Below are 26,524 nucleotides of genomic sequence, written 5' to 3'. Positions count from 1 at the left end.
CCATGGACATCACCATTCACGCCACCTTCCTACCGCACGACGATCCGGACACCTCGCTGGCCTTCTACCGTGACGTTCTCGGCTTCGAGGTCCGCGACGACGTGGGGTACGAGGGGATGCGCTGGATCACGGTCGGCCCCGCCGGACAGCCCGGCACGTCCATCGTCCTGGAGCCACCGGCCGCCGACCCCGGCGTCACCGACGACGAGCGCCGCACCATCGCCGAGATGATGGCCAAGGGCACCTACGCCGGCATCACCCTGGCCACCGCCGACCTCGACGGCACCTTCGCGCGGCTGCGGGCCGGCGGCGCCGAGATCGTCCAGGAGCCGACCGAGCAGCCGTACGGCGTTCGCGACTGCGCCGTCCGCGACCCCGCGGGCAACCTGCTCCGCATCAACGAGCTCCGCTGACCCCTCCGGCGACCACGGCCGAGGCCTCCGGGTGGCCGGCGCCTCGGCAGGTGGTGCGCCGTGCCGCGGTTCCGCCGCCCTTCGGCCGAGACGGCGAGGTGCCGCCGATGGCCACGCCGCACCGCCGGCCCCGCCTCCACCGGACCGACAAGGAAAAACCAGACGTACCGCTCGAAGCTGGTTAGATCGAGCCAGGCGACGCCGGCGGAGTCCGCGAAGGCGGCCCCCCTATACATATATGGAGACACGATGAACATGGCTGCCAGGACGGATACGCCGTCGCCCGCGCCGCACGATGCCGACAGCCACGACCTGATCCGCGTGCACGGCGCGCGCGGGAACAACCTCAAGGACGTCAGCGTCGAGATCCCGAAGCGCCGGCTCACGGTGTTCACCGGCGTCTCCGGCTCGGGCAAGAGCTCGCTGGTGTTCGGCACGATCGCCGCGGAGTCGCAGCGGCTGATCAACGAGACCTACAGCACCTTCGTGCAGGGCTTCATGCCGACGCTGGCGCGGCCCGAGGTCGACGTGCTCGAAGGGCTGACGACCGCGATCATCGTCGACCAGCAGCGGATGGGTGCCAACATCCGCTCCACGGTCGGCACCGCCACCGACGCCAACGCGATGCTGCGCATCCTCTTCAGCCGGCTCGGGCAGCCGCACATCGGCTCGCCCAACGCGTTCTCCTTCAACGTCCCCACGGTCCGGGCGAGCGGTGCGATCACGGTCGAACGCGGCGCCCGCAAGACCGAGAAGGCGACCTTCACCCGCGTCGGCGGCATGTGCACGCGCTGCGAGGGCCAGGGCGCGGTCTCCGACATCGACCTCACCCAGCTCTACGACGACTCCAAGTCGCTCGCCGAGGGCGCGTTCACCATCCCCGGCTGGAAGTCGGACAGCTTCTGGACCGTGCGGGTCTACGCCGAGTCGGGTTTCGTCGACCCGGACAAGCCGATCCGCAAGTACACCGAGAAGGAGCTCCACGACTTCCTCTACAAGGAGCCGGTCAAGGTGAAGGTCGACGGCGTCAACCTCACCTACGAGGGGCTGATCCCGAAGATCCAGAAGTCGTTCCTGTCCAAGGACCGGGAGGCGATGCAGCCGCACATCCGGGCGTTCGTGGACCGGGCCGTCACCTTCACCACCTGCCCCGAGTGTGAGGGCACCCGGCTCAGCGAGGAGGCCCGGTCGTCGCGGATCGGCGGGATCAACATCGCCGACGCGTGCGCGATGCAGATCAGCGACCTGGCCGGATGGGTCGGAGACCTCGCCGAGCCGTCGGTGGCGCCGCTGCTCGCCGCGCTGCGGCACACCCTCGACTCGTTCGTGGAGATCGGGCTGGGCTACCTCTCGCTCGACCGTTCCTCGGGCACGCTGTCGGGCGGCGAGGCGCAGCGCGTCAAGATGATCCGCCATCTCGGCTCCTCGCTCACCGACGTCACCTACGTCTTCGACGAGCCCACCGTCGGCCTGCACCCCCACGACATCCAGCGGATGAACAACCTGCTGCTGCGGCTGCGGGACAAGGGCAACACGGTGCTCGTCGTGGAGCACAAGCCGGAGACGATCGTGATCGCCGACCACGTCGTCGACCTCGGCCCCGGCGCCGGTACGGCGGGCGGCACCGTCTGTTTCGAGGGAACCGTCGAGGAGCTGCGGGCCAGCGGCACCATCACCGGCCGCCATTTCGACGACCGGGCCACCCTCAAGGAGACGGTGCGAAAGCCCACCGGCGCGCTGGAGATCCGCGGCGCGACGGCGCACAACCTGCGCGACGTCGACGTCGACATCCCGCTCGGGGTGCTCGTCGTCGTCACCGGCGTCGCCGGCTCCGGCAAGAGCTCGCTCGTGCACGGGTCGGTCCCCGCGGGCGCGGGGGTGGTGTCGGTCGACCAGGGGGCGATCCGCGGCTCGCGACGGAGCAACCCGGCGACGTACACCGGACTGCTCGAGCCGATCCGCAAGGCGTTCGCGAAGGCCAACGGCGTGAAGCCGGCGCTGTTCAGCGCCAACTCCGAGGGCGCCTGCCCCAACTGCAACGGCGCCGGCGTCATCTACACCGACCTGGGGATGATGGCCGGCGTCGCCACCACCTGCGAGGAGTGCGAGGGCAGGCGGTTCCAGGCATCGGTGCTGGACCACCACCTCGGCGGCCGCGACATCAGCGAGGTGCTCGCGATGTCGGTGACCGAGGCCGAGGAGTTCTTCGGCGCCGGCGAGGCGCGCATACCGGCCGCGCACGCCATCCTCGGCCGGCTCGCCGACGTCGGGCTCGGCTACCTCAGCCTCGGCCAGCCGCTCACCACGCTGTCCGGCGGCGAGCGGCAGCGGCTCAAGCTGGCCACCCACATGGCCGAGAAGGGCGGCGTCTACGTCCTCGACGAGCCGACCAGCGGTCTGCACCTCGCCGACGTCGAGCAGCTGCTCGGCCTGCTCGACCGGCTCGTCGACTCCGGCAAGTCGGTGATCGTCATCGAGCACCACCAGGCGGTCATGGCGCACGCCGACTGGATCATCGACCTCGGTCCCGGCGCCGGCCACGACGGCGGCCGGATCGTCTTCGAGGGCACCCCCGCCGACCTCGTCGCCGCCCGCTCCACCACCACCGGCGAGCACCTCGCGGCCTACGTCGGCGCCTGACCGGGCAGCCGCAGGAGGTGCGCGACCGCGCCTTTCCCGATCCCGCGGTCGCCCGCGGGATCGGGAAGTGCCTGGAGGGCGACGTGGCGCGGGTGCTCACCGCCGGGCATGAGCGATCCGCCTCTCCCGCAGGATCGCCGCGCTCCGGTGGCACCAGTCCCGGTTGCCCCGCTCGAAGGCGAGGCCGCGCAGGCAGGTCAGGTAGGGGCCGACGCGTTCACCGTGGCGCAGGAAATCCTCCTCGCTCCTGTCGCCGCGCATCTGCCGCAGCAGCCCGCAGAACAGTTCGATCTTGGCGTCGGCGAAGGCGGCTCGCTCCATGAGCTGGGCGATCACCTCGTCGGTGTCGAGGTGGTCGGCGGCCTGGACCTTGACGAGGAGGTCGTCACGGATGGAGGAGGGCTTGCCGGCGGTCGCCGCGAACCGTTCCAGCTCGGCCAGGCCGGTCTCGGTGACCTTGAACAGGCGCTTGTTGGGCCGGGTGTCCTGCACCACCTCCCGGCCGGCGACCAGTCCTTCCCTCTCCAGCTTGGCCAGCTCGGCGTACAGCTGCTGGGGCAGGGCGTGCCAGAAGTTCGCCACGCCCATGTCGAACGCCTTGGCCAGCTGGTATCCGCTGAGCTCCTCGTCCAGCAGTGCCGCCAGCACGGCGTGCCGCAACGCCACCGATTCGCCCCCCGTTCTACCTCTTTTCCGTTGCCTATCCGCCATGATACTCAATTAATTGATTAGTCACTTTTTTGAGTATCGAGGTGCAGTCATGACCACCGCAGACCGCTTCCGGGCCGCCGTCGAGAGCCGCGACCTCACCGCGCTGGGCGCCCTGCTCACCGACGACGTCCGCGTGTACAGCCCGGTGAAGTTCACCCCCTTCGAGGGCAGGCCCATGGTCCTGGGGCTCCTCGGTGTCCTGCTGCGCGTCTTCGAGGACGACTTCCGCTACATCGGGCACTTCGACGGCACCGCGCAGACCAGCGCCGACGGAACCGAGGCCCCGTCGGCCGTCCTGCTGTTCCGGGCCACCGTGCGCGGCAAGCAGATCCACGGCATGGACCTCCTCCAGTTCGACCGGGCCGGCCTGATCAAGGAGCTCACGGTGATGGTCCGCCCGCAGTCCGCGGTTCAGGTCCTGGGGGAGGCGGTCCTCGCCGGTCTCGTCGCCGACGGCCTCGCCCCGGTCCCGGCCGACCGCTGAGGCGCCCGCGGTCCCGGAACCGTTGCGACGGCTGACGACCTGCCCGTGCCGGGGGCGACGGGCAGGTACGCGCTCATCGCGGCAGGTGCGTGCGATCGTGCGGGGGCAGTGGTCACCGTTGGTCACCGTCTCCAGAACAGGAGGTGGGTGACTCCGCTGGGGCTCGGTACCGTCTCGAGGTGGAAGCGGTCGAGCAGGTCGGTGTGGCTGTCCCACAGCCGTTCGCCCCGGCCGAGGTCGACGGGCGCGACGGCGATGTGCATCACGTCGACCAGGTCGGCCCGGATGAACTCGCGGATGGTGGTGACCCCGCCGCCGAGGCGTACGTCCCGGCCGCCGGCGGCCTGCTTCGCGCGTGCCAGCGCCTCGGCCGGTGTCGCGTCGAGGAAGTGGAAGGTGGTGTCGGCCAGGGTGAAGGACGGGCGTTCGTGGTGGGTGAGCACGAAGACCGGCGTGCGGAACGGCGGGGTGTCTCCCCACCACCCCTGCCACTCGTGGTTCTCCCAGGGGCCGCGCTGGGGCCGAATTTGTTGCGACCCATGATCTCCGCCCCTATGCCGCTGGTGTGGGCGCGGGTCAGGTAGTCGTCCAGGCCGCGGGTGCCTCCGGGGTCGGTGCGGTTCACCCAGCCGGCGGTGGCGCTCGCCCAGGACCACAGGGGGGTGGGGTCCGCGTGGCCGAAGGGCCGCTCCAGGCTCTGCCCCTCACCGGTGCCGAACCCGTCCTGCGACACATTGAAGCATTGCACCCTCAACAGCTGCGACATGCGTCCTCCTTCGGGAGCCGGCAAGTACCTGCCGGCAAATACCTTCTGGTGGAACGCCCAGGTCAGGCGCCCCTTTCTGGAGGTAGTCGAAGCAGCGGGAAGATTCTTGCGGTCCGGTACCGCAAGAATGCGGCATCGGCGCCGACTCCATGGTGAACGGCGTCTCAGGGGCGCCGCCCGGCCGTCGAAGGAGACGACGTGAAATTCTTGTTGATCATGCACAACAACCCGAGGATCTGGGACGCGCTGACCGAGGAGGAGCGCGACGAGGTGATGAGGGGCCACGGCGCGTTCATGGAGACCGTCAGGAGGTCCGGGGAGATGATCAGCACCGTCGCGCTGGCCGACCCGTCGCAAAGCGCCGTGGTCCAGGTCCGGGGCGGCGTCCCGGCGGTGACGGACGGGCCCTACCTCGAGGCCAAGGAGTACCTGGGCGGCTACTACCTGGTGGAGTGCGAGAACAGGGAACGTGCCCTGGATCTGGCCGCGCTCATTCCGGACGCCGGCGTCGAGGGCCTGGGCGTCGAGGTGCGGCCGGTGGTCCACGCGGCCACGGCGGACGGCTGAGCACGCGGTGAGGTTCCTGCTGAGTCTCTACCTGGACGCGGCGGACCCGCCGGGGGAGGGGTTCGACCATGAGGAGTTCCTGGCCGTGGCCGGGCGGGCGGGGGAACTGATCGGTGCCCACGCGCTCGCCGATCCCTCCATCGGCGCCGTCGTGAGGGTGAGGGGCGGCGTGGTGACGGTGACCGAGGGCCCGTACCCGCGGACCTCGGACCAGGTCGCCGGCCACTACGTGGTGGACTGCGAGGGCCGGGAGCGCGCCGTGGAACTGGCCACCCTGATATCGAGCGGTCAGGCCGGCGGCGTGGAGGTGCGGCCGCTGATGGACGCGGCCGGGATGGAGATGTGAACGCGTCCGAACGCCTCGGGGACCTGCTGCGCGAGCTGGCGCCGCGGGTCCTCGGCGTGCTCCTGCACCGCTACGGCGGGTTCGAGGAGTGCGAGGACGCGGTGCAGGAGGCGTTGCTCGCGGCCGCGACGCGGTGGCCCGCCGAGGGCGTCCCGGAAAGCCCGCGGTCCTGGCTGGTGACCGTCGCCTCCCGCCGCCTGATCGACCAGGTACGCAGCGAGCAGGCCCGCCGCCGGGAGGCCGCCGCGGCGGTGCGGGAGGCGCCGGACGCCGGCCTCGCGCCGGCCCCCGGCGACGAAAGCCCTCGCGACCACGACGACACCCTCACGCTGCTGTTCCTGTGCTGCCACCCGGTGCTGACGCCCGCCTCCCAGGTGGCGCTCACGCTGCGCGCCGTCGGCGGCCTCACCACCGCCGAGGTGGCGCGGGCGTTCCTCATGCCGGAGGCCACCATGGCGCCGCGGATCAGCCGCGCCAAGCAACGGATCAAGGCCGTCGGCGCCTCGTTCGAGACGCCGGGCGCCCAGGAGCGGGCCGGACGGCTGGACGCCGTCCTGCACGTGCTCTATCTGATCTTCAACGAGGGCTACACCGCCGGCTCCGGACCCGACCTGCACCGCGGCGAGCTCACCGCGGAGGCGATCCGGCTCACCCGGACGGTGCACCGGTCCCTGCCGGACGACGGCGAGGTCGCCGGGCTCTTGTCGCTGATGCTGCTGACCGACGCCCGCCGAGTCGCCCGCACCGGCCCGGACGGCGCCCTCGTGCCGCTGGCCGAGCAGGACCGGAGCCGGTGGGACGCCGCCATGATCAAGGAGGGCACCGCGCTGGTCACCGGCGCCATGTCCGCCTCGGCCCTCGGTCCCTACCAGCTCCAGGCGGCGATCGCCGCGCTGCACGTCCAGGCGCCGCGAGCCGGGGACACCGACTGGGAACAGATCCGCATCCTGTACGCGATCCTCACCCGGATCGCGCCGAACCCGATGGCCACGCTCAACCACGCCGTCGCGGTCGCGATGACCCGCGGGCCCCGGGCCGGGCTCGAACTGCTGGAAAGCCTGGACGGCGACCATCGGATCACCCGTCACCACCGCCTCCACGCCGTGCGCGCCCACCTGCAGGAACTTGCCGGCGAGCACGCCGCCGCGCGAGAGAACTACCGGCTGGCGGCCCGGCGTACCACGAGCCTTCCCGAACAGCGCTACCTGCGGGACAGGGCGGGCAGGCTGGACCGGTGACGGCCGGCGTACGTGGGCTGCTCCCTGGAACCAGGTGGTGCCGGGCCAAGCGGTCGCCAGGAGTGCCATGCTGAGTCCGATCTGTCCGTCATCCCGGATCATGCCGGAGCACTTGACGCACCGGCCCTTGTCATAGACCTTCACGCGGGCCGGTGGGCGGCTGGTGCGTCTGGCGGCTGGGGAGCACCGCGCCGGCGCTGCCGATGGGCGGCGGGCCGGGCATCGTAGGCGGGCGGCACGGCAAGGTGGGGTGTTCGCCGTTCCCTTGAACGCATGGATTCGACGTTGGGCAAATCATCGCCAAAACTTGAATTCCTCCTCGGTTAGCCTTCGAGGTTCCTGGAAAATGTAATTTGGATAATTCCAATCCGACTGGCCGGGGCCCGCCCCGGGGTGAGCCGCCTCGGCACGGCAGTGCCCTCGTGATCGAGGGCACTGTGCGCAACCGGCTCGGTGGCGAGCCGGTGCGTTACCTGCAAGGGCGAGAGCCGGGTCGCGCCGCCGGGCGCCCACCGCGTGCTCGCGGAGTGACAGATCTTCGCCGTCGTCCCCTGCGCGAGACGACCGTATGACGTCTTCACCGGCGAGCCGCGCCTGGTCATGTGCCGATCCCCGCCGGTGGGCCGGGGCTCGTCTCGGCCGACAACGGAAACGACCGGAGAGGACGAAGGAACACATGAGCACCGCACATACACACCATCTCGAGAATCCCGACGCGACCACTCCGCCGCCGAAGATCGAACTCATCTCGTCGGTGCCATCGCCGCCGCCGATGCCGGACAACGCCGAGGCGATGGCAATCCTGGTCACACTGCCGCCGGGCAGCGAGGGCAACCCGCCGCACCGCCACACGGGACCCGCGTACGGATACATGATCAGAGGCGAGATGATCTTCGAGCTGGAAGGCGAGCCGCAACGGATCGTCAAGGCGGGAGAGATGTTCTGGGAGCCCGGCGGGGACCTCATCCACTACCAGGACGGCAACAACCTCCCGGACGCCGAAACCCAATTCGTCGTCACGATGTTCGGTGTGGCCGGACAGCCGATGCTCATCCCGGTGAGCGCGGAAGAACTCGAAGAGCGCCGGGGCCGCCGAGCGCCTCGCCCATAACCGTGGGCGAGGAGGCCGGAGCTGCTCCCTGTTCGCGGACCTCCCGCACCGGCCTGCCGCGCTGCCGGTCTCGCGCGGAGGTCATGGCCTGCGGGCTCCTGCGGGCCACGCCGCTGCCGGTGATCGTGGTCAGGGAAACCGTACGCCAGGGAATGATCTTGAAGGGGCCGGTGGTCGTTCGCGTACCCGCTGGGAATTTGATCTGAAGGCCCGGCTCGCGTGCCTTAAAAACCCCCGCACTTGTCCCTCATGGAGTCCGGCCGCTCAGCAGCCGCAGGGCCTCGGCGGTGGCGGAGCCGGGTTCGGCGTTGTAGACGCACAGGGTCTGGTCGGGGTCGTCGGGAGGCTGGAAGGTCTCGTAGGAGAAATGAAGATCGCCGACCACGGGGTGGCGGTAGTGCTTGGCGCCGTGAGTGCGGCGCAGGACGTGGTGGTCGTTCCACCAGGTGGTGAACTGGGGCAAACGCAGGTTGAGCTCGGCCACGAGGTCGGCGAGCAGCCGGTCGTGCGGGTGGCGGCCCGTTTCGAAGCGGAGCATGGCGACGGTCTCGGCGGCCACCTCCGCCCAGTTCTCGACGCGGTCATGGGCGTCCGGGTCCAGGAGGTAGTAGCGGGCGAGGTTGCGCCGGGGGGCGGGGATGGCCTCGAAGTCCGTCAGGACCGCGCAGATCAGGTGGTTGGCGGCCAGCACGTCGGTGCGCCGGCCGAGGATGAAGGCGGGGACGCCCTCCAGGGCCTGGAGCGTGAGGTACATGCCCGGGCGGACCCGCTGCGGGCCGGCGGGGGTACGGGGGGCCGGTACGGGCCGCGCCAGCAGGTCGGTGAGATGCTCGCGCTCCACGAGATCGAGCTGGAGCGCGCGTGCGAGGGTCGCGACGACCTCAGGGGACGGGTTTCTGGCGCGGCCCTGTTCAAGGCGGGTGTAGTACTCGGTGCTCACTCCGGCGAGGCGGGCGACCTCGTCGCGGCGCAGTCCCGGCACCCGCCGGATGCGGCCGTCATCCGCCAGCCCCGCCCGACCGGGGGTGATCCGGGCCCGGCGGGAGCGCAGAAAGTCGGCGATCTCGCTACCACGGTCCATGTCTCCAGTGTGAACCCGCCGGGTGCGGGGCGCCTTCGCCGGGTGGCCCTGCCGGTACCTGCCTGCTCAGGGCCTGTTCAAGCCCCGTAAAAGCGGCTCGGGGGTGGTGTGCTGGATGTATGGGACGGTTGCCGGCCACGGCCCATCCCTTGATCCGTTTCTCGTTGGGAGGTGTGCCCCATGTTCGGGGAGATCCCTGTCAAGCCCCTGACCGGCCGCGTGGCGGTCATCACCGGCGCCTTCGGCGACGTCGGCGAGGCCTCGGCCGAACACCTGGCGGGGCTGGGCGCGCGTGTCGCCGTCCTGGACCGGAGTGCGGACCGGCTGGACAGGCTGGTCTCCCGGATCGGGAAGAACGGCGGCACCGCCCTGGCGATCACCGTTGACGTGACCGACGCCGCGGCGGTGCGCTCGGCCGCCGGCCGGGTGGCGGCCGAGCTGGGAGACGCCGATCTGCTGATCAACAACACGGGCGTCATGCTGCCCGTCCCGATCGAGGAGCCGGTCGCCGATCCGTGCAAGCGTCAGATCGACCTCAACATCACCGGGCTGACGAACGTCCTCGGCGCGTTCACCCCGCAGCTGGTCAGGGCCGCCGGTGAGCGTGGCGTGGCCGATCTGATCAACGCCTCGTCGATGGCGGCGCGGAACGGCTTCCCCGACTTCTCCGTCTACTCCGGTACCAAGGCATACGTCACCCGCCTCTCGCATCACCTGCGTGTCGAGCTGGGCACCAAGAACGTGCGGGTGTCGAGGCTCGAACAGGGCGTCGCCGAAACCGGGCCACGGCGCCACGTCACCGGCAACGGTGCGTTCCGGTGGCTGAGATGTTCCAGGAAGACGATGGAGTGGCTCACGCCGCAGGACATCGCGGAAACCGTCGGCTTCATCGCCACGCTGCCGCCGCGCGCGACCCTCCAGCGGATCACGATCACGCCCACCCGCCGGCCCGTCTGACCCCGCTCACCCCTCTGCGCCCGCCTCCCGCGCTCGCCCCTGCCGAGGCCACGGGCCGCGAGGACACCTGCCCGATCCTCCCCGGCGGGCGCCGCCGGACCGGCGACCGGCCGGCCCGGCCCGGCCCGGCCCCGGAACCCACTGGCCCTACGGGCCGGTGGGCTTTCTCGGCGTACTCCGCGACGCGCGGCGATTGTGGTTGCGATGCGCGACAGCGCACGCGTACTCTTCCGGCAACGCATTGACGGAGACGAGTAGTCACGGGATCAGGGCGGGCAGGAGAGAGCCGCCGGCAGCTGCGAAGGCGGCCCCGCCCCCGGTGACGAAGACCCTCCCGAGTGCGGGGAGAAACGGCGTCCGCGCGCCCAATGCCCCGCCGGCCGGCCCCCGTCACCGGGCCCATCGAGGCCGCCGTCGTCACGGCGGTGAAAGTGCGGTGGCACCGCGAGTTCCCTTCTCGCCCGCACTCCCAAGGGATCACCACTCACTGACCAGAGGTTTGTGATGATCTCCTCATCCGCGACTGTCCCGTCCACCCCCAGAACCCTGGCCGCGGAGCTCCCGCGGCGAATCGGCCGGCAGGTGACCGTCCAGGGCTGGCTGCACCGCAGGCGAACCCTGAAATCCGTGGTCTTCCTCATCCTGCGAGACCGCTCCGGCCTGGTCCAGGCCGTGGTCACCGAACCCGAGGCCATGGCCGCGGCCGGCGGCCACCCGGAAGAGACCGTCCTGCAGATCACCGGAACCGTGACCGCCAACCCCCAGGCTCCCGGCGGAGCCGAGGTGACGTCCCCGGCGGTGACCGCCCTGTCGGGACCGGCCGCCGCCCCGCCGTTCGACCTCTACCGTCCCGCGGTACCGGCCACCCTGCCGACCATCCTCGACCATGCCCCGGTCGCCCTGCGCCATCCGCTGCTGCGGGCGCCCCATGCCATCTCCGCGGTCTCGGTGGCGGGTTTCCGCGCGACGCTGGACGCGCTCGGCTTCACCGAGATCCACACGCCCAAGGTGGTGGCCTCGGCGACCGAGTCCGGTGCCGGTGTGTTCGAGATCGACTGGTTCGGCACCCGCGCCTACCTGGCCCAGTCGCCGCAGTTCTTCAAGCAGGCGATGGTCGGGGTCTTCGAGCGCGTCTACGAGACCGGGCCGGTCTTCCGGGCCGAACCCCACGACACCGCGCGGCACCTGGCCCAGTACACCTCGCTGGACGCCGAGCTCGGCTTCGTCGGCGACCACCGGGAGGTGATGGCCGTGCTGCGCGAGGTGATCGCGGGCATGACGGCCGCCGTCGAACAGCACGCCGGCGAGGCGTGCGCGCTGCTGGGCGTCGAGCTGCCCGACGTCCCGGAACGGATCCCGGAGATCCACTTCGCCCGGGCCCAGGAACTCCTGGCCGCCCACACCGATGAGGACCCCCGGGGTGAGCCGGACCTCGCCCCGGCCCACGAACGCTGGCTGTCGCGGTGGGCGCTGCGCGAGCACGGCAGCGAGTTCCTGTTCGTCACCGGCTACCCGATGGCCAAACGCCCCTTCTACACCCACCCCGAGCCCGGCAGGCCGCAGTACTCCAACAGCTTCGACCTGCTCTTTCGCGGCTTGGAGCTCGTCACCGGCGGCCAGCGCCTGCACCGCCACGAGGACTATCTCGCGGCCCTGGCGGCCCGCGGGGAGTCGCCGGAGCCGTACGCCGGCTATCTCGCCGCCTTCCGGCACGGGATGCCCCCGCACGGTGGCTTCGCCCTCGGCCTGGAACGGTGGACCACCCGGCTGACGGGGGCCGACAACATCCGCCGTGCCACCCTGTTCCCCCGTGACCTCCACCGGCTGACCCCCTGACGCCTCCGGGTGCGGCCCGCCGGGACACCACCGGGACGGGGCCGCACCCGGTTCGTCAGGACAGCATGTCACTCGCGTAGCGGGCGTACACGGCGGCGCAGCGGCGCATGGCGATCTCGTCGATGTACTCGTCGGGACCGTGTGAGACGTCCAGGCGGCCCGCGCCGTAGCCGAAGGCGGGGATGCCGAGCTGCGCGTACCAGCGGGTCTCCAGGATGCCCGCGCACATCTCGAACCGGGCCGGCGCGCCCTGGACGTCGCCGACGACGCGGGCGAGCGCGACCGCCGCGGGATGGTCGCGCCCGGTGCCGGCGGAGGGCTGCAGCTGGGTCGTGCGGATCGACACGTCGGCGCCGATCTCGCGGGCGGCGTCCTCGATGAGGCCGGTCAGGCGCTTGAGCTCGCCCTCCAGATCCTCTTCGGGGTTGTAGCGGCCGTCGACGGTGAAGAAGGCCGAGCCGGGCACGACGTTGAAGTTGGAGCCGCCGCCGGACAGGCCGCCGACGACGAGCATGCTGCCGCGAGCGTCGCCGTCGCTCATCGGGAAGCCGGTGTGCCGCCCGGCCATCTCGGCGGCGTACCGCTCGACGGGGCGGGCGATGTGCAGCATCTGCTGGAAGGCGTTGACCCCGAGGTTCGCCTGCCCGACATGGGCCTCGCGGCCCCGGATGTCGACGCGGACGGAGACGGCGCCGCGGGCGGCGTTCCAGATGGCGCCGCCGCTGGGTTCGGCGGTGACCATGGCCAGCGCGGCCGGCTCGATCAGATCGGCGGCGCGCAGGTGCCCGGCGCCCACGACGCTGCCGGTCTCCTCGTCGCACACCAGGTGCACGACGACCCGCCCGTCGCCGAGCAGCCCCAGATCCCTGGCCGCCGCGGCGCCGTAGAGCATGCTGACGATGCCGCCCTTCATGTCCGCCGCGCCCCGGCCGATGATCCTCCCGTCGCGGCGTACGGCCGTGAACTGCCCGCGGCTCTGGGCGGGCACCACGTCGAAGTGGCCGTGGAAGTAGACGAGCCTGTCACCGTCGCCGGCGGTGCCGCGCACGACGCAGGGCTCTTCGAGCTCACCGGACGGGTCGACGAGGTCGATGATCTCCGGGGACAGGCCGAGACGGTCCATCGCCTCGCGCAGCACCCGCGCGCAGCGGCCCAGCGCGCGGCCGGGCGGGTTCTCGGAGTCGACGGCCACGAGACGTTCGAGAAGCAGAGCCATCTCCTCGGCCCGTTCGTCCAGCCAGGCTCCGACCTGCGCGGCGTGGTTCGCCATGGGTTCTCACCTCTCGTCGGACGGTGTCACGGTGCGGCTCGCCCCCGGAGCCCATATGGGCGTGCACGACGGAAAGCGGGGCGTTCAGCCACCGGAAAAGCAATTGACGCAATTCTAGGTTGAAATGAACCTCATATGGTTTCCGATTCTGACTCTAGAATCGCAATATGAGCAATGAAAACATACTTGATGCCATTGACCGCGAAATTTTGTTCCACCTGCGGCGGGACGGCCGGTTGACCAACGTCGAGCTCGCCAGGCGCGTGGGGCTCACCCCGCCCCCGTGCCTGCGCCGGGTGAAGCGCCTGGAGGAGGCGGGCGTCATCACCGGTTACCGGGCGACGGTCGATCACGGGATCCTCGGCGGCGGGCTGGAGGTCATCGTCTCCATCGAGGTCGCCGTGAGCGATCTGAAGACCCTGGAGCAACTGGAGAGGACCATCGCCGCCTACGACGAGGTCGTCGAGTTCCGCCGCCTGTTCGCCACCCCCGACTACCACCTGCGCGTTCTCGTCGCCGACTACGCCGCCTACGAGGCGTTCCAGACCGGGAAGATCATCGGTATTCCCGGCGTGGCCCGGGTGATCTCCCAGCCGACCATGAAGAAGATCAAGGTTCTCGACTGATCGGGGGCGCACCAGGAAACGTGTCACCAGCGGCAGCGCGACTCAGATCCGGCGTGGAGGGCGAACTCGTCGTTTGTGTCGTACCCCGACGCACTGATCGGCGAGCTCGATGGACAGCGCCAGGCCGACACCGACCACCTCGGCGCCGACCCCGCCGCCGCCTTCCGCGCGATCGCCGAACGATCGGTGGCGGCCTTCGCCGCGCCCGGCCCGCTGGAGCGCCGATACGCCTTCATGGGCGCCACCGTGCCCGGTGCCGTGCCGGCCTCGATCAGCTTGCAGGAATCGCTGATTCACGGCTGGGACATCGCCACCGGCGCCCACCTCCCCACATCGCCGACGACGACGTCGTGCACGCGGTCTGGCAGTACGCCGAGACCGGCGTCGGCGACGACCAGCGCCGCGCCGGCCAGTTCGCCGAGGCGGTCCCCGTCCTGCCTGCGGCCCCCTTGTTCGTCCGGCTGCTGGCCCACGCGGGACGGCACGCCCAGCCCTGACATCCGGCCGCCCGCCGCGATGCGGCGGGCGGCCTCGACGGGAGCGACCCCGAGGAGACCTGACGTTCTGAACGTGCGGTCATCGATTCGCCCGGATGGCGGCAGGAGCAGGGTGAACAGCCGGTCATGGGGCCGGGGAGGGGTCGTGCGCGGCTCGTTCACGACGAACTACGATTGGTGCCGAATGCGCGCGCGTTGTCCGCCGCATGTCACCGTTCGTCGGCGGAGGCCACCGTCGGCGCGACCGTCGGCAAGGCCGTGACACAACCATGACACGGCGAAGACGAGGCGGGCACACGGCCGGCCGACAGTGGATGGGATCGACCGGCGGACGAGCTGCGGGCGAGTTACGGGGGCGTGCTGTGAAACTCGGGGGCGTGTCGCGAGTGCTGTTGATCGAGGACGACCCGGCCGTGCGGGAGGGCCTTGAGCTGGCCCTGACCTTGCACGGGTACCGGGTGCGCGCGGTGGAGTCCGGAGAGCAGGGGCTGGAGCGGCTGCGTACGGACCTTCCCGACGTCGTCGTGCTCGATCTGATGTTGCCCGGCATGGACGGCTTCGAGGTCTGCCGCCGCATCCGGGCCGCCGGCCAGCTGCCGATCATCATGCTGACCGCGCGCGGCGACGACATGGACGTGGTGGCCGGGCTGGAGGCGGGCGCCGACGACTACGTGGTCAAGCCGGTGCAGCCCAGGGTGCTCGAGGCGCGCATCGGCGCCGTGCTCCGGCGGATCGGCCGGGACCAGGCGGAACTGGAGCGGCACGGGGACCTGACCATCGACCGGGCCGGGATCGTGGTCGCCAAACGCGGAGTGCCGGTGGACCTCGCCCCGACCGAGCTGCGCCTGCTGCTCGAGCTCTCCGGCACGCCGGGCCGGGTGCACAGCCGCCAGCAGCTGCTGGAGTCGGTGTGGGAGCACGGGTATTTCGGCGACTCGCGCCTGGTGGACGCGTGCGTGCAGCGGTTGCGCGCGAAGATCGAGGACGACTCGGCCGCGCCCGTCTACGTGCAGACGGTGCGTGGGTTCGGGTACCGGTTCGGGCCGGTGTGAGCCGCCGGTGACACCCCGGCCGAGCCTGGGGCTGCGTGCCCGGCTGCTGTCCGCCTTCGCGCTGCTGTGCGTGGTCACCGCGGCGGCGGTGGCCGGCGGGATCTACGTCCAGGCCCGCAACGCCATCCTGCAGAGGACCCAGGACGCCGCGGTGCAGGCGATGGCCGGCCGCCTGGAGGCGCTCTACCCGTTGCGGAGCGCGGCGCCGGGCCCGGACGAGCTCGGCGAGATCGCCGAGGCCGCGGCCGACCAGAACAGCTTCGCGGTCGCCGTCCACGGCGAGACGCACTCGCCGCTGCCCCCGTCCTCGCCCCCGGCGCCGGGGTCGGGGCCCTGGAGTCCGGACGGGAACGCCAGGCTCTCGGACCTCGGGGTGATCTCACCGGAGTTGCGGCAGGTGGTGGCCGGCGGCCGTACCGCGTGGCAACGCGTGGTCTGGCAGAACGCGCCCATCCTGATCATCGGCATGCCGTTGCTGATCATCGAGCAGGACCGGACGACGCGGGTGTCCGGCATCGAGGTCTACAGCGCGCGCAGCCTGCTTCCCGAGGAGCGCAGCGTCGACGAACTCGCCGCACGCGCCTGGCTCATCGGCGGGGCCGCCCTGGCGTTCGCGGTCGTCCTGGCGTTGCTGGCCACCCGTGGCGTGCTGGGCCCGGTGCGCGAGCTCGGCCGGGCGGCACGCCTGCTGGGCGAGGGCGAGATGCGGACCAGGATCGCGGTGCGCGGCTCCGACGAGCTGGCCGACGTGTCGCGCACGTTCAACAACACCGCCGCGGAGCTGGAACGGCTCGTCGGGCAGCTGCGCGAGATGGAGGCCGACGCCCGCCGGTTCGTGGCCGACGTGTCCCACGAGCTGCGCACCCCGCTGGCCGCGCTCGCCGCGGTCGCCGACGTCCTGGAGGAGGAGGCCGCCCGGCTGCCCGAGCCCGCAGGCAGGGCCGCCAGGCTGGTCAGCCAGGAGACGCTCAACCTCACCGCTCTGGTGAACGACCTCATCGAGATCAGCAGGTTCGACTCCGGCGTCGCGGCCCTCGCGCCGAACGAGGTCGACGTGGCCGAGCTGGTGCGCGCGACCTTGCGCGTCCGGGGCTGGTCGGAGCGGGTGGAGGCCGAGGTGCCGGCCGGGGTGACGGCGCGGCTGGACCCGCGCCGGGTGGACGTCATCCTCGCGAACCTGGTCGGAAACGCCCTGCGGCACGGCGAGCCGCCGGTGTCGGTACGGCTTCGCGCCGGCCCGCACTGGATCACCATCGAGGTCCGCGACCACGGATCGGGGCTGGACGAGGCGGTGCTGCCGCACGTGTTCGACCGGTTCTACAAGGCCAGCGCGGCCAGGGCCAGGTCCGAGGGCAGCGGCCTGGGCCTGGCCATCGCGCGGGAGAACGCGCGCCTGCACCGAGGCGACCTCACCGTCGCCAACGCCCCGGACGGCGGCGCCGTGTTCACGCTGCGCCTGCCACGCCGGGCACCCGATCCGGACGGAGGCCCCGAATGAGGACCGGACCCGCCCGCCGCACGCTCGCCGCGGGCCTCGTGTCGCTCGCCGCCGTGGCCGGCTGCGGCGTGCAACCCAGCGACGTCATCCCCGCCGGCGACCCGCCGAGCGGACGCGTCGCACCGACCACGACGATCACCCTCTATCTGGTGAAGAGCGGCCGGATCAGCGCGGTGACGCGGCCCCGTGATCGTCCGATGTTCCCGGCGGACACGCTCGCGCTGCTGGCGGACGGACCCACCGCGGGGGAGCGGGCGAACGGATTCACCACCGAGGTCCCGCCCGAAGCCGGTCCGTTCTCGGTGACCGCCAGGCCGGCCGGTCACCTGGTGGTGACCCTGTCCGCACCGGCCGTCGAGCAGATCGTGTGCACGGCCGCCGCCACGGCGCCGGGAAGCCCTGCCCAGGTCACCGTCGTCGGTGCCGGGCAGAGCGTCGGCCCCCGCGACTGCCCGGCGTAGCGCCGGCGCGCCGGGGGAGAAGGCGGCCGAGCGCGCGTCAGCCGGCCAGCGCGAAGCCTGCCGCCGCCTCCGCGTGCAGCCGAGCGCTCGGCAGCAGCGGGACGGCGGTGTCCTTCTCGGTGATCAGGAGTTCGATCTCCGTGCAGCCGAGGATGACGCCTTCGGCTCCGCCGGCTGCGAGATCGGCGATGATCTGGGCGTACGCGTCCCTGGAGGATTCCCGGAGCACCCCGCGCACCAGCTCGTCGAAGATCACGCGATGGGCCAGTTCCCGTTGCTCGCGCCGCGGGACGACCACGTCGAAGCCGTGGGCGGCCAGCCGATCCCGGTAGAAGGGCTGCTCCATGGTGAAGCGAGTGCCCAGCAGGCCGACCTTGTGCATCCCCCTGGCGCGGACCTCCGCGCCCACGGCGTCGGCGATGTGCAGCACGGGCACGCCCGTGGCCCGCGCCACGTCGTCGCTCACCCGGCTGAAGGTGTTGCTGCAGACGAGCAGGACCTCGGCGCCGAGATCCTCCAGTTTCCCGCCGGCGTCGGCCAGCAGCGTACCCACCTCGTCCCAGCGGTCGGCGAAGATGAGGTCCTCGACGGTCGTGTAGTCGACCGACCAGATGAGGCTGTTGGCGGAATGGCTGCCGCCGAGTCGCTCGCGTACCCGCTGGTTGACGATCCGGTAGTAGATCATCGTCGATTCCCAGCTCAACCCGCCGATGAGACCGATGGTGCGCATGGAACTCCGTTTCGATGTTTCGATGTTTCGATAGGCCGATGGCCTGTGCCGGCAGGCCGGCCGGTGCCGGTCACGGTGCCGCCGCCGGCCTGGCCGAGTCCGGCCAGGCGGCGCGTCGGCGCCGACTCGGCCGACTCGCCCGGTCCGCTCGGCTCCTCGGCGACGCGCCGGCGGTCAGGTGCCGGCCAGCGCGCGGGCGCAGGCACCGAGCCCGATCTCGCTGGAGGCCTTGACGAACACCACGTCTCCCGGTTCGACGAGCGCGGTGGCCAGCTTGATGGCCTCGGCCACGTCCTCGGCGGTGTGGACGGCCACGCCCTGGTTCGAGGACTCCGCCGCCTCCGCCATCGCGAGCGGATCCCCTGCCCCGACCGCGATCAGCACGTCGAAGCGGAGGTCGGCGACGAGCCGGCCCGTCTCCGCGTGCCGGGCGCGGGAGGCGTCCGCCTGCTGTCCCATCGCGCCGAGCACGGCGACGGTACGACGGGTGCCGGCCAGGGCCTTCACCGCCCGCAGCCCGGCCCGCATGGATTCGGGGCTGGCGTTGTAGGCGTCGTCGACGACGGTGACGCCGTCAGGTCGTTCGGCGATCTCCAGCCGGCCCGCGGAGCGCCGCCGGGCGGCGTTCAGCCCGTCGGCGATCTCGGCGGCGCCCAGGCCGAGCGCGGTGGCGACGGCGGCGGCGGCCAGGGCGTTGCCCACCTGGTGCTCGCCCAGGAGGTCGAGCGCGACCGGGGCGCGGCCGGAGGGCGTCACCAGCTCGAACGCGGTGCGCGCGCGGTCGGCCATCCGCACGTCTTCGGCCCGCACCTGAGCCTTCGCCGACCTGCCGTACGACAGGATCCGGGCCCTGGTGCGGCCGGCCATGCCCATGACGTACGGGTCGTCGGCGTTGAGCAGGGCGAACCCGTCCGCCGCAAGTGCCTCGACCAGCTCGCCCTTGGCCTCGGCCACGTCGGCCGGCCCGGTTCCCATCCGCTCCACGTGCGCGGTGCCGACATTGAGCACCAGCCCGACCTGGGGCGGTGCGATCCCGGTCAGGTACGTCAGGTCGCCCTTGCGGCCCGCACCCATTTCCAGCACCAGGTACCGGGTGGCGGCATCGGCGCGCAGCACGGTGAGCGGCAGCCCGAGCTCGTTGTTGAACGACCTGTCGGTGGCGACCGTCGCGGCGTGCCGTTCGAGCACCTGGGCCAGCAGGTCCTTGGTCGTGGTCTTGCCCACGGAGCCGGTCAGGCCGATCACGGTCGGGCTGATGTGTTCGAGCAGGTGCCTGGCCAGCAGGCCGATCGCGAGCTGGACGTCCTCGACCACGAGGGCGGGCACGCCGACGGGCCTCGAGGCCAGCACGGCGACGGCGCCGCCCGCGACGGCACCGGCCGCGTGGTCGTGGCCGTCGACGCGGGCGCCGGCCGTCGCGACGAACAGGCCGCCGGGCACCACCTCGCGGGAGTCGACCGCCGAGGGCGCCGTCACCTGTGCCCGCGGGTCGCTCACGTCATGCGGGCTCGCGCCGACGACCCGCGCGATCTCGTTCAGCGTCATGGGGATCATGAGCCGCTCCTGGCGAACGCGAGGTCGACGAGGCGGCGCAGCAGGTCCGGGTACGGGACGCCGCTCGCGGCCCACGACCTGGCGTAGACGGAACGGGAGGTGAAGCCGGGCATGGTGTTGATCTCCAGCACGTACAGGCGTCCCGTGTCCTCCTCGTAGAGGAAGTCGACACGGGACAGGCCGTAGCCGCCGATCGCCCGGAAGGCGCGCAGGGCCAGCTCGCGCACGTCCTCGGCCACCCGTTCCGGCAGCTCGGCGGGGATGGCGGCGATCTCGGCCCGGCTGAGGTACTTGGCCTCGTAGTCGAGCCAGTCGCCGGGCACGATGAGCTCGCCGGGCACCGAGGCGTCCGGAGTGTCGTAGCCGCCGAGCACGCCGCAGATGACCTCGCGCGCGGTCACGCCCTGCTCGACGACGACCACCCGGTCGTAGGTCAGCGCCAGATCCACGCCCGCGCGCAGCTCCTCCATGGAGGTGACACGTGAGATGCCGATGGAGGAGCCCATGCCGGCCGGTTTGACGTACATCGGCCAGTCGAGCGATTTCACCAGGCCCCAGTGGTCGGTGGTGGTGCCCCATTCGTACTCGGTGAACCACACATGTGGGGTGAGCGGAATGTCCTCTGCCAGGAACGCGCGCCGCATCGCGACCTTGTTCATGGCCACGGCGGAGGCCATGACGCCGCAGCCCACGTACGGGATGCCCAGCGTCTCCAGGTGACCCTGGACGACGCCGTCCTCGCCGAACGGCCCGTGCAGCACGGGGAAGACCACGTCCACGAGATCGCGTCGCAACTCCACCGGCCACCTGCCCTGCCGGTCGATGATGACGGCGACGGGCTCGTACAGATCCCTCGGCAGGGCGTTGAGCACGGCCTGCGCCGACTGCAGCGACACCTCGTGCTCGGCGGACGGCCCGCCCGCCAGCACAGCCACGCGTACGCGTTCGGTCACGATCGATCAGCCTTCCTCGGTGGCACGGAGACGGCCGGACCCGCCGCTGGGAAACAGGCGCCGGCCGGCCCCGTCCACTGTCGGCCGACCGTGTCCCCGCCTCGTCAGCGCCGTGTCATGGTTGTGTCACGGCCGAGCCGTCCTCGGGGCCGCCCGTGGGCTCCGTGGGTTACAGCCGGTCCGGGTGCTCGCCGGCCTGGCCCACGCCGGGGTGGGGCCGTCGCCGGGGTGGCCTGCCGCCCCTGTCCGGGCGGTACTCGAAGTGCCACCACTCGTTGTCGTAGATGCGGTACAGGTCGTAGCGGGCGCCGTGTTCCTCCAGCCAGCGCGCGCCCTCATGGGGGCGCACGTCCAACGCGACCCCCTTGACGTGGGAGGATTCCGCCGGTGGCAGCACGAGCATGCGCGCCGACGCCGGGGAGCCGGAGCGGCGCACCTCCTCGTCGAACATCCGTTGCTGGACGTGGGGATCGCGGTATCCCGAGGTGAGGCCGATGAGCTGGCCGTGACGCCAGAGCGCCCGGGCGCGCGCCGCGGTGAACGCCGCCAGGGCGCCGTCGGTGAGCCCGGTGAGGTCCTCGGCGGGGAATCGCACCCGCAACGCCCAGCGGCAGGCCAGTTCACGGGCACGGCCGGGATGGCGGGCGAACGCCGCGGGCAGCAGGAACACGGCGAGCACCAGCGTGACCGCGGCATACAGCCGGTCACGGGGCCGAAGCGGGATCGTGCGTGGCTCGTTCATGACGAACCACGATCGGCACCGGATGTGCGCGCGCCGTCCGCCGCATGTCACCGTTTCTCGATGACGGCGGCCGTCGGCAAGGCCGTGACACGACCATGACACGGCGAAGACGAGGCGGGCACCCGGCCGGTCTGCAAGGGGTTTGCCGGCGGGCGAGTCACGTGGGCCCGCCGTGGAACCCGGCGGCGGGTCACGGGTGTCGCCGATCGAGGATGGCCCGGCCGTACTACGGGAGGGGCGCCGCGGCGCGCCGGGGGAGCAGCAGCGGGGTCGCCAGCAGGAGCACGCCGGCCAGGCCGATGGCCGTGCGCGGGCCGAGCACGCCGCCCAGCACGCCCCAGACGGCGGTCAGGAGCGCGGTCGAGACCTTGGTCGTCACCGCCCAGGCGGACAGCGTGCGGGCGACCCGGCCGGTCGCGGTGCGCTCGAGGCGGTAGGTGGCGCAGACGGGGTTGAAGACCCCGCAGCAGAAGATGAGCCCGAGCTCGACGCCCATCACCAGCAGCAGCCCCCCGGTGCCCGGCCCCAGGAAGACCAGGCCGACGGGCCAGAACGCGCGCAGCGTCCCCGCCACGACCAGGACCCGGTGCTGTCCGAACCGGGTGACGAGCGGCCGGGCCAGCCGCGAACCGAGCAGCCCGCCGATCGCGGGGGCGGCGAAGGCGAGGCCGTACTGCCAGGGTGCGAACCCGAGGCGGCCGAGCATCAGGACGGCCAGCGGCGGCCCGGTGGCCATCACCAGGCCGTTGAACAAGGCGGTGTCGACCAACAGCCGGCGCAGCGTCGCGTCGGCGAGGATGTACCGCCAGCCGTCGAGCAGGTCCCCGGCCCGCACGCGCGCGGCCTGTCGGCGTTCGGGCCGCGGCTCCCGGCCGCCCATCGCGCCGATGCCCAGGGCCGAGAGCAGGTAGCTGACCGCGTCGGCCACCACCGTCGCCACCGGGCCGAGGAGCCCGATCGCGGCGCCGCCCAGAGGCGGCCCGACGATCGTGGTCGTCCAGGTCGTGGACTCGAACCGGGCGTTGGCGACGAGCAGGTCCTCGGCCGGCAGCAGCGTCTTCAGGTACGCGCCGGAGGCGGCGCGGAAGGTGATGTCGGCCGCCGCGACGACGACCGAGACCAGCAGGAGCTGGACGAAGGAGAGCACGCCGAGCGCGAACGCGGCGGGGATCGTCAGCAACGCCGCGAACCGCACCAGGTCCATCCCGATCAGCACCGGCCGCTTGCGGCGGAACTCCACCCACGGGCCGAGCGGCACCGCCACGGCCGCGCCCGCCAGAGCCCCCACGCTGGACAACGCCGCGACCTGCGCCGGGCCGGCGTGCAGCACCTGGATCGCGATCAGCGGGAACGCGCCGAAGGCGAGCCACGTACCGAGCGCGCTGGTCCCGTACGCCCCCCAGAGCCACCCGAACCGCCGCCCCAACCGGTGCCCGTTCCTCATGTTCGACGCCCCTCGTCACTCATCAGCACAACCGATCCGCGATCGAAGAGCATCAAAGCGAGCCCCATGGCCGGGGATCAAACAACTACATGCCACCCAGCCACAACCGGTGGTTGTACTCATAGGGTGTACGCATGGACCTCGAGACCGTACGGACCTTCGTCGCCGCCGCCGACGCGGGGCAGTTCCAGGAGGCCGCCGCCGAGCTTGCGGTCACCCAGCAGGCCGTCTCCAAGCGCATCGCCGCGCTGGAGCGCGACCTCGGCGTGCGATTGTTCACCCGCACCCCGCGCGGCGCCGAGCTCACCATCGACGGGCAGGCGTTCCTGCCCCATGCCCGCGAGCTGCTCCGGGCCGCCGAGCGCGCGGTCGCGTCCGTGCGCGCCGGCAGCCGCCCGCTGCGCGTCGACGTGATCACCTCGCGCAGCGCGCAGTCGGGCCTGATGCGCGGCTTCCACCGCGCGCACCCCGAGATCGAGCTCGACGTGGTGATGCTGTTCGAGATCGAGAAGGCCCTCGCCGCCATCCGGTCCGGTGCGATCGACGCGTCCTTTCGCGCCGTCGCCGCGCCCGGCCGGCCCCTTCCCGAGGGCATCGAGTCCGTCCGGGTGCTCGACGAGGCGCTCCAGCTCCTCACCGGGCCCGCCCACGCGCTGGCGGGCGCCCGGTCGGTGACGGTCGCCCAGCTCGCCGGGCACCGGATCTGGATGCCCGGCATCGTCCCCGGTACCGAGTGGGCCGCCTACTACGACGATCTCGTCGCCGAGTTCGGCCTCACCATCGAGGCGACCGGCCCCAACTTCGGCTCCGACGCGCTCCTCGACACCGTCGCCGACACCCCGGCCCTGGCCACCTTCATGGGCGAGCAGACCCGCCTGGTCTGGCCCGCCGGCCACGGCCTGCGCCGCATCCCGGTGACCGGCCCCACGCCCGTCTACCCGCACTCGCTCCTGTGGCACCGCGACAACCCCCACCCGGGGCTGACCACCCTCCGCGCCCACCTCGCCGCCGCGGCGGCCGGCCACGGCGCCGCCGGGACCTGGGCGCCGGACTGGGCGATCACGCGCTGAACGCCGCCGCCCGGCAGGCGCGAGCAGGCACGCCACAGCCCCCGACCGGGGTGAGAGGCCGCCGTCACCGAACCGTTTTCAAGATCGTCTCTGGCGCCGGGATCCGGGTCGATCCTTTCCTGAAGACCATTCCGGCCGATGTCCGTATCTGTGGGTTGTAGGGCCCTGCGGCCATGGCGCCGCGGTTGGGCGGTTCGTAGGTTGGAGGTGCCGCCGGAGGGGCCGGCAGGCGACGTGAGCAGGGGTGATGGCGATGATCGGGGACTTTTCCGCACCGGCCGGGATACGGGTGCCGGACTCGACGCTGGCGAGGGAGGCGACCGAGCTGGTACGCGACAGCGCGAGCGAGCTGATCTACGACCACTCGCGCCGGGTGTACTTCTTCGGCGCCCTGCGGGGGCGCAACCGGGATCTGGGCTTCGACCCCGAGCTGCTCTACGTCGCGGCCATGTTCCACGACCTGGGCCTGGGCGAGCCCTTCCACGGCAGCGGGCGGCGTTTCGAGGTCGACAGCGCCGACGAGGCCCGCCGTTTCCTGCGGGAGCGCCAGGTGCCCGAGGACGGCGTCCGCCGGGTGTGGACCGCGATCGCCCTGCACACCACCCCGGGCATCCCCGAGTTCATGGAGCCGGAGGTGGCACTGGTGACGGCGGGGGTCGAGTACGACGTGCTGGGCATCGGCTACCACGACATCAGCGAGGCCGACCGGGCGGCGATCGTGGCCCTGCACCCGCGCCCCGACTTCAAGCGGCGCATCCTCGACGCCTTCACCGAGGGGATCCGGCACAAGCCGCAGACCACGTTCGGCAACGTGAAGGCCGACGTGCTCGCCCACCACGTTCCCGGTTTCGTGCGCGGGGACTTCGTGCGCACCATCCTGGACTCCCCGTGGGCCGAGTAGCCTCGCGCCGGCGGGCGGACCACGTGGTCGCGGTGGTGGCCTTCGACGGCGTGCAGCTGCTGGACGTCACCGGTCCCGCCGAGGTCCTCACCACGGCGAACGGCTTCGGCGCCCGTTACGCGGTACGGGTCGTCTCCCCGTCCGGCGCGGACGTGCGCACCTCCTCAGGGGTGCGGATCGGGGTGGACGGAGCCCTGGAGAGCCTGCCCGCGCGGCTGGGCACGGTCGTCGTCCCCGGCCGCCACGACTGGCGGCGGGCCGTGGCCGACCAGGATCTGCTCGCCCTGGTCACGGAGCTCGCCCGCCGCTCGGCACGGGTCACCTCGGTGTGTGCCGGGGCCTTCGTGCTGGCGCAGACGGGCGTGCTCGACGGACGGCGTGCCACCACCCACTGGCGGCTCGCCGCGCAGCTGGCGGCCGCCTATCCCCGGGTGAGAGTCGAGCCGGACCCGGTGTTCGTCAGGGACGGCCACGTCGTCACCTCCGCCGGCGTCACCGCCGGCATCGACCTGGCACTGTCCCTGGTCGAGGCCGACCACGGGGCCGGTCTCGCGCGCGACGTCGCCCGCGAGCTGGTCGTCTTCATGGCCCGCCCCGGAGGGCAGTCCCAGTTCAGCGCCCGCCTGGCCCCGCGTGAGGCGGCGCACCCGGTGCTGCGGCTCGTGATGGACGCTGTCGTGGCCGACCCGGCCGCCCCGCACAGCCTGGAGTCCCTGGCCCGTGACGCCGGTGTCAGCGCCCGCCACCTCAGCAGGCTCTTCCGCCGCGAGACGGGGACGACCTTGGGGCACTACCTCGAGTCGATACGGCTGGAGGCCGCCCAGGCTCTCCTCGAAGCGGGGAACAACCCGGTGGAGAGGGTGGCCGAGGAGTCCGGCTTCGGGTCCGCGGAGACCATGCGCCGCGTCTTCCAGCACACCCTGGGCGTCGCCCCGACCACCTACCGGGCACGCTTTCGCACCACCACCGCCGCCGCCGTGACCCGCGCGGCCGTGCCGGGGCACCTCGTCTCGTAGACCGCGGGGCGTGTCATCCACGAGAGGCCATGGCCCTGCGGACCGGGTCGATCACTTGGCGGGGGGCGGCAAGCCGCAGGGAACCTCAGTAGTAGGGGCTCATGAGCTCGGTGGCCCAAGCCGGCTGGACGACCGGATGGCGGGGAGCGAACTCGATCAGGTACGGCTTGATGTCCAGGACGGGTGTGCCTGACAGCGCGTCCAGGTCGGCGACGTGCAGGTTCAGGCCGTCCACGGCGAGGAGCCGGCAGCGGGAGACGCCGAGACGGTTGGGCCGGTACGGCCCGCGGTGGGCGAAGATCCCCACCGGGGCCGCGTCCGGATTCCCCCGCGGGGGACGGGGATCGGTGCGCACCTCGGCCGGATCGATGCGATCGAAGAGAAAGACGACCTCCAGGTGGGAGAAGTCCTCCAGGCCCTGGACCGCCGAGGTGGTGAAGGACTCGCCGTCCAGCCGGATCACGGCTCGAACGTCGTGCCAGTCGTCTTCGACCATCTCGCCGCGCCCGCCCACCACCTGGCCGACGGGTCGCACGGTCACGGTGTCCGTTGTCATGGTG

The 26,524-nt window shown here is 71.9% G+C and carries 27 protein-coding genes and 1 pseudogene; 16 read left to right on the top strand and 12 right to left on the bottom strand.

From position 1 onward, the window contains the following. The first annotated feature begins 2 nt into the window (after nucleotides 1-2). Entirely contained in the window at nucleotides 3-413 is a 411-nt protein-coding gene (locus ACTOQ1_RS13015) for a VOC family protein (protein WP_440066883.1), read from the top strand. 249 nt (nucleotides 414-662) lie between these two features. Then, nucleotides 663-3,053: an ATP-binding cassette domain-containing protein gene (locus ACTOQ1_RS13010; RefSeq protein WP_440066881.1), complete on the top strand. Its 2,391-nt coding sequence runs from the start codon at nucleotides 663-665 to the stop codon at nucleotides 3,051-3,053. Nucleotides 3,054-3,149: 96 nt separating this feature from the next. Here ACTOQ1_RS13010 and ACTOQ1_RS13005 read toward each other — a convergent pair whose 3' ends face one another. Next, nucleotides 3,150-3,719: a PadR family transcriptional regulator gene (locus ACTOQ1_RS13005; protein ID WP_440066879.1), complete on the bottom strand. Its 570-nt coding sequence runs from the start codon at nucleotides 3,717-3,719 to the stop codon at nucleotides 3,150-3,152. A gap of 94 nt (nucleotides 3,720-3,813) precedes the next feature. On the opposite strand from ACTOQ1_RS13005, the gene ACTOQ1_RS13000 reads away from it, so the two are divergent. After that, nucleotides 3,814-4,248 carry a nuclear transport factor 2 family protein gene (locus ACTOQ1_RS13000; RefSeq protein WP_440066877.1) on the top strand — a complete coding sequence of 145 codons (435 nt, stop codon included), beginning with the start codon at nucleotides 3,814-3,816 and terminating at the stop codon, nucleotides 4,246-4,248. Between the two features lie 122 nt (nucleotides 4,249-4,370). Here ACTOQ1_RS13000 and ACTOQ1_RS12995 read toward each other — a convergent pair. Next, nucleotides 4,371-5,014: pseudogene (locus ACTOQ1_RS12995) on the bottom strand (dihydrofolate reductase family protein). A 198-nt stretch (nucleotides 5,015-5,212) separates the two neighbouring features. Here ACTOQ1_RS12995 and ACTOQ1_RS12990 point away from each other — a divergent pair. The 4 genes from ACTOQ1_RS12990 to ACTOQ1_RS12975 all read left to right on the top strand — a co-directional run bounded on the left by ACTOQ1_RS12990 (nucleotide 5,213) and on the right by ACTOQ1_RS12975 (nucleotide 8,276). After that, nucleotides 5,213-5,581 carry a YciI family protein gene (locus ACTOQ1_RS12990; protein WP_440066876.1) on the top strand — a complete coding sequence of 123 codons (369 nt, stop codon included), beginning with the start codon at nucleotides 5,213-5,215 and terminating at the stop codon, nucleotides 5,579-5,581. A 7-nt stretch (nucleotides 5,582-5,588) separates the two neighbouring features. Further along, nucleotides 5,589-5,927, top strand: coding sequence for a YciI family protein (locus ACTOQ1_RS12985; RefSeq protein ID WP_440066874.1), 339 nt, complete (start codon nucleotides 5,589-5,591; stop codon nucleotides 5,925-5,927). Continuing rightward, a complete protein-coding gene (locus ACTOQ1_RS12980; RefSeq protein ID WP_440066872.1) occupies nucleotides 5,924-7,165 on the top strand; it encodes an RNA polymerase sigma factor in 1,242 nt (413 codons plus the stop codon). Before ACTOQ1_RS12985 ends, ACTOQ1_RS12980 begins: the two co-directional genes overlap by 4 nt. Nucleotides 7,166-7,841: 676 nt before the next feature. After that, a complete protein-coding gene (locus tag ACTOQ1_RS12975) occupies nucleotides 7,842-8,276 on the top strand; it encodes a cupin domain-containing protein (RefSeq protein ID WP_440066870.1) in 435 nt (144 codons plus the stop codon). A 247-nt stretch (nucleotides 8,277-8,523) separates the two neighbouring features. Here the strand turns inward: ACTOQ1_RS12975 and ACTOQ1_RS12970 are convergent, their stop codons facing one another. Next, entirely contained in the window at nucleotides 8,524-9,357 is an 834-nt protein-coding gene (locus tag ACTOQ1_RS12970) for a helix-turn-helix domain-containing protein (protein WP_440066868.1), read from the bottom strand. Nucleotides 9,358-9,537: 180 nt separating this feature from the next. Here ACTOQ1_RS12970 and ACTOQ1_RS12965 point away from each other — a divergent pair, with 180 nt between their 5' ends. Both ACTOQ1_RS12965 and aspS read left to right on the top strand, forming a co-directional pair. Next, nucleotides 9,538-10,314, top strand: coding sequence for an SDR family oxidoreductase (locus ACTOQ1_RS12965; RefSeq protein ID WP_440066866.1), 777 nt, complete (start codon nucleotides 9,538-9,540; stop codon nucleotides 10,312-10,314). Nucleotides 10,315-10,818: 504 nt separating this feature from the next. After that, nucleotides 10,819-12,150, top strand: coding sequence for an aspartate--tRNA(Asn) ligase (aspS, locus tag ACTOQ1_RS12960; protein WP_440066864.1), 1,332 nt, complete (start codon nucleotides 10,819-10,821; stop codon nucleotides 12,148-12,150). 55 nt (nucleotides 12,151-12,205) lie between these two features. On the opposite strand, the gene ACTOQ1_RS12955 is transcribed toward aspS, so the two are convergent. Beyond that, a complete protein-coding gene (locus ACTOQ1_RS12955) occupies nucleotides 12,206-13,420 on the bottom strand; it encodes a M20/M25/M40 family metallo-hydrolase (RefSeq protein WP_440066862.1) in 1,215 nt (404 codons plus the stop codon). A gap of 167 nt (nucleotides 13,421-13,587) precedes the next feature. Between ACTOQ1_RS12955 and ACTOQ1_RS12950 the strand changes: the two genes are divergently transcribed. Beyond that, nucleotides 13,588-14,046 (top strand): Lrp/AsnC family transcriptional regulator, encoded by a 459-nt coding sequence (locus tag ACTOQ1_RS12950; protein WP_362692404.1) that lies wholly within the window; start codon nucleotides 13,588-13,590, stop codon nucleotides 14,044-14,046. A gap of 42 nt (nucleotides 14,047-14,088) precedes the next feature. On the opposite strand, the gene ACTOQ1_RS12945 is transcribed toward ACTOQ1_RS12950, so the two are convergent. Both ACTOQ1_RS12945 and ACTOQ1_RS12940 read right to left on the bottom strand, forming a co-directional pair. Continuing rightward, entirely contained in the window at nucleotides 14,089-14,343 is a 255-nt protein-coding gene (locus tag ACTOQ1_RS12945) for a hypothetical protein (protein ID WP_440066860.1), read from the bottom strand. Further along, entirely contained in the window at nucleotides 14,340-14,705 is a 366-nt protein-coding gene (locus ACTOQ1_RS12940) for a hypothetical protein (RefSeq protein WP_440066858.1), read from the bottom strand. The genes ACTOQ1_RS12945 and ACTOQ1_RS12940 overlap by 4 nt, the downstream gene beginning before the upstream one ends. A 215-nt stretch (nucleotides 14,706-14,920) precedes the next feature. Here ACTOQ1_RS12940 and ACTOQ1_RS12935 point away from each other — a divergent pair, with 215 nt between their 5' ends. From ACTOQ1_RS12935 to ACTOQ1_RS12925, 3 genes are read left to right on the top strand one after another with little or no spacing between them, the layout of a single operon-like run. After that, nucleotides 14,921-15,595, top strand: a complete 675-nt coding sequence (locus tag ACTOQ1_RS12935; RefSeq protein ID WP_440066857.1) for a response regulator — start codon at nucleotides 14,921-14,923, stop codon at nucleotides 15,593-15,595. A 7-nt stretch (nucleotides 15,596-15,602) separates the two neighbouring features. Further along, entirely contained in the window at nucleotides 15,603-17,093 is a 1,491-nt protein-coding gene (locus ACTOQ1_RS12930; RefSeq protein ID WP_440066855.1) for an ATP-binding protein, read from the top strand. Continuing rightward, nucleotides 17,090-17,554: a hypothetical protein gene (locus ACTOQ1_RS12925; RefSeq protein ID WP_440066853.1), complete on the top strand. Its 465-nt coding sequence runs from the start codon at nucleotides 17,090-17,092 to the stop codon at nucleotides 17,552-17,554. The genes ACTOQ1_RS12930 and ACTOQ1_RS12925 overlap by 4 nt, the downstream gene beginning before the upstream one ends. 37 nt (nucleotides 17,555-17,591) lie before the next feature. Here ACTOQ1_RS12925 and ACTOQ1_RS12920 read toward each other — a convergent pair whose 3' ends face one another. The 5 genes from ACTOQ1_RS12920 to ACTOQ1_RS12900 all read right to left on the bottom strand — a co-directional run bounded on the left by ACTOQ1_RS12920 (nucleotide 17,592) and on the right by ACTOQ1_RS12900 (nucleotide 22,977). Further along, a complete protein-coding gene (locus ACTOQ1_RS12920; RefSeq protein ID WP_440066851.1) occupies nucleotides 17,592-18,284 on the bottom strand; it encodes an aspartate/glutamate racemase family protein in 693 nt (230 codons plus the stop codon). A 174-nt stretch (nucleotides 18,285-18,458) separates the two neighbouring features. After that, on the bottom strand, nucleotides 18,459-19,838 hold the full coding sequence (locus ACTOQ1_RS12915) for a UDP-N-acetylmuramoyl-tripeptide--D-alanyl-D-alanine ligase (RefSeq protein WP_440066849.1): 1,380 nt from the start codon (nucleotides 19,836-19,838) through the stop codon (nucleotides 18,459-18,461). Next, nucleotides 19,835-20,791: a D-alanine--D-alanine ligase family protein gene (locus ACTOQ1_RS12910; protein ID WP_440066847.1), complete on the bottom strand. Its 957-nt coding sequence runs from the start codon at nucleotides 20,789-20,791 to the stop codon at nucleotides 19,835-19,837. The genes ACTOQ1_RS12915 and ACTOQ1_RS12910 overlap by 4 nt, the downstream gene beginning before the upstream one ends. A gap of 169 nt (nucleotides 20,792-20,960) precedes the next feature. Beyond that, nucleotides 20,961-21,533 (bottom strand): D,D-peptidase/D,D-carboxypeptidase VanY-N, encoded by a 573-nt coding sequence (gene vanY-N / locus ACTOQ1_RS12905; RefSeq protein ID WP_440066845.1) that lies wholly within the window; start codon nucleotides 21,531-21,533, stop codon nucleotides 20,961-20,963. 226 nt (nucleotides 21,534-21,759) lie between these two features. Then, on the bottom strand, nucleotides 21,760-22,977 hold the full coding sequence (locus ACTOQ1_RS12900; RefSeq protein ID WP_440066843.1) for an MFS transporter: 1,218 nt from the start codon (nucleotides 22,975-22,977) through the stop codon (nucleotides 21,760-21,762). Between the two features lie 134 nt (nucleotides 22,978-23,111). On the opposite strand from ACTOQ1_RS12900, the gene ACTOQ1_RS12895 reads away from it, so the two are divergent. The 3 genes from ACTOQ1_RS12895 (at nucleotide 23,112) to ACTOQ1_RS12885 (ending at nucleotide 25,964) form a co-directional block, all read left to right on the top strand. Then, nucleotides 23,112-24,047, top strand: a complete 936-nt coding sequence (locus ACTOQ1_RS12895) for a LysR family transcriptional regulator (protein WP_440066841.1) — start codon at nucleotides 23,112-23,114, stop codon at nucleotides 24,045-24,047. A gap of 253 nt (nucleotides 24,048-24,300) precedes the next feature. Next, on the top strand, nucleotides 24,301-24,948 hold the full coding sequence (locus ACTOQ1_RS12890; RefSeq protein ID WP_440066839.1) for an HD domain-containing protein: 648 nt from the start codon (nucleotides 24,301-24,303) through the stop codon (nucleotides 24,946-24,948). After that, entirely contained in the window at nucleotides 24,936-25,964 is a 1,029-nt protein-coding gene (locus ACTOQ1_RS12885; protein ID WP_440066837.1) for a GlxA family transcriptional regulator, read from the top strand. The genes ACTOQ1_RS12890 and ACTOQ1_RS12885 overlap by 13 nt, the downstream gene beginning before the upstream one ends. An 85-nt stretch (nucleotides 25,965-26,049) precedes the next feature. Here ACTOQ1_RS12885 and ACTOQ1_RS12880 read toward each other — a convergent pair whose 3' ends face one another. After that, on the bottom strand, nucleotides 26,050-26,520 hold the full coding sequence (locus ACTOQ1_RS12880; protein ID WP_440066835.1) for an SAM-dependent methyltransferase: 471 nt from the start codon (nucleotides 26,518-26,520) through the stop codon (nucleotides 26,050-26,052). Nucleotides 26,521-26,524 lie beyond the last annotated feature (4 nt).

The sequence above is a fragment of the Streptosporangium sp. OZ121 genome (assembly GCF_051918885.1).
Classification (GTDB): Bacteria; Actinomycetota; Actinomycetes; order Streptosporangiales; family Streptosporangiaceae; genus Streptosporangium.
Note: the sequence above shows the minus strand (reverse complement) of the source record. Positions and strands in the feature narration are given on the sequence as shown.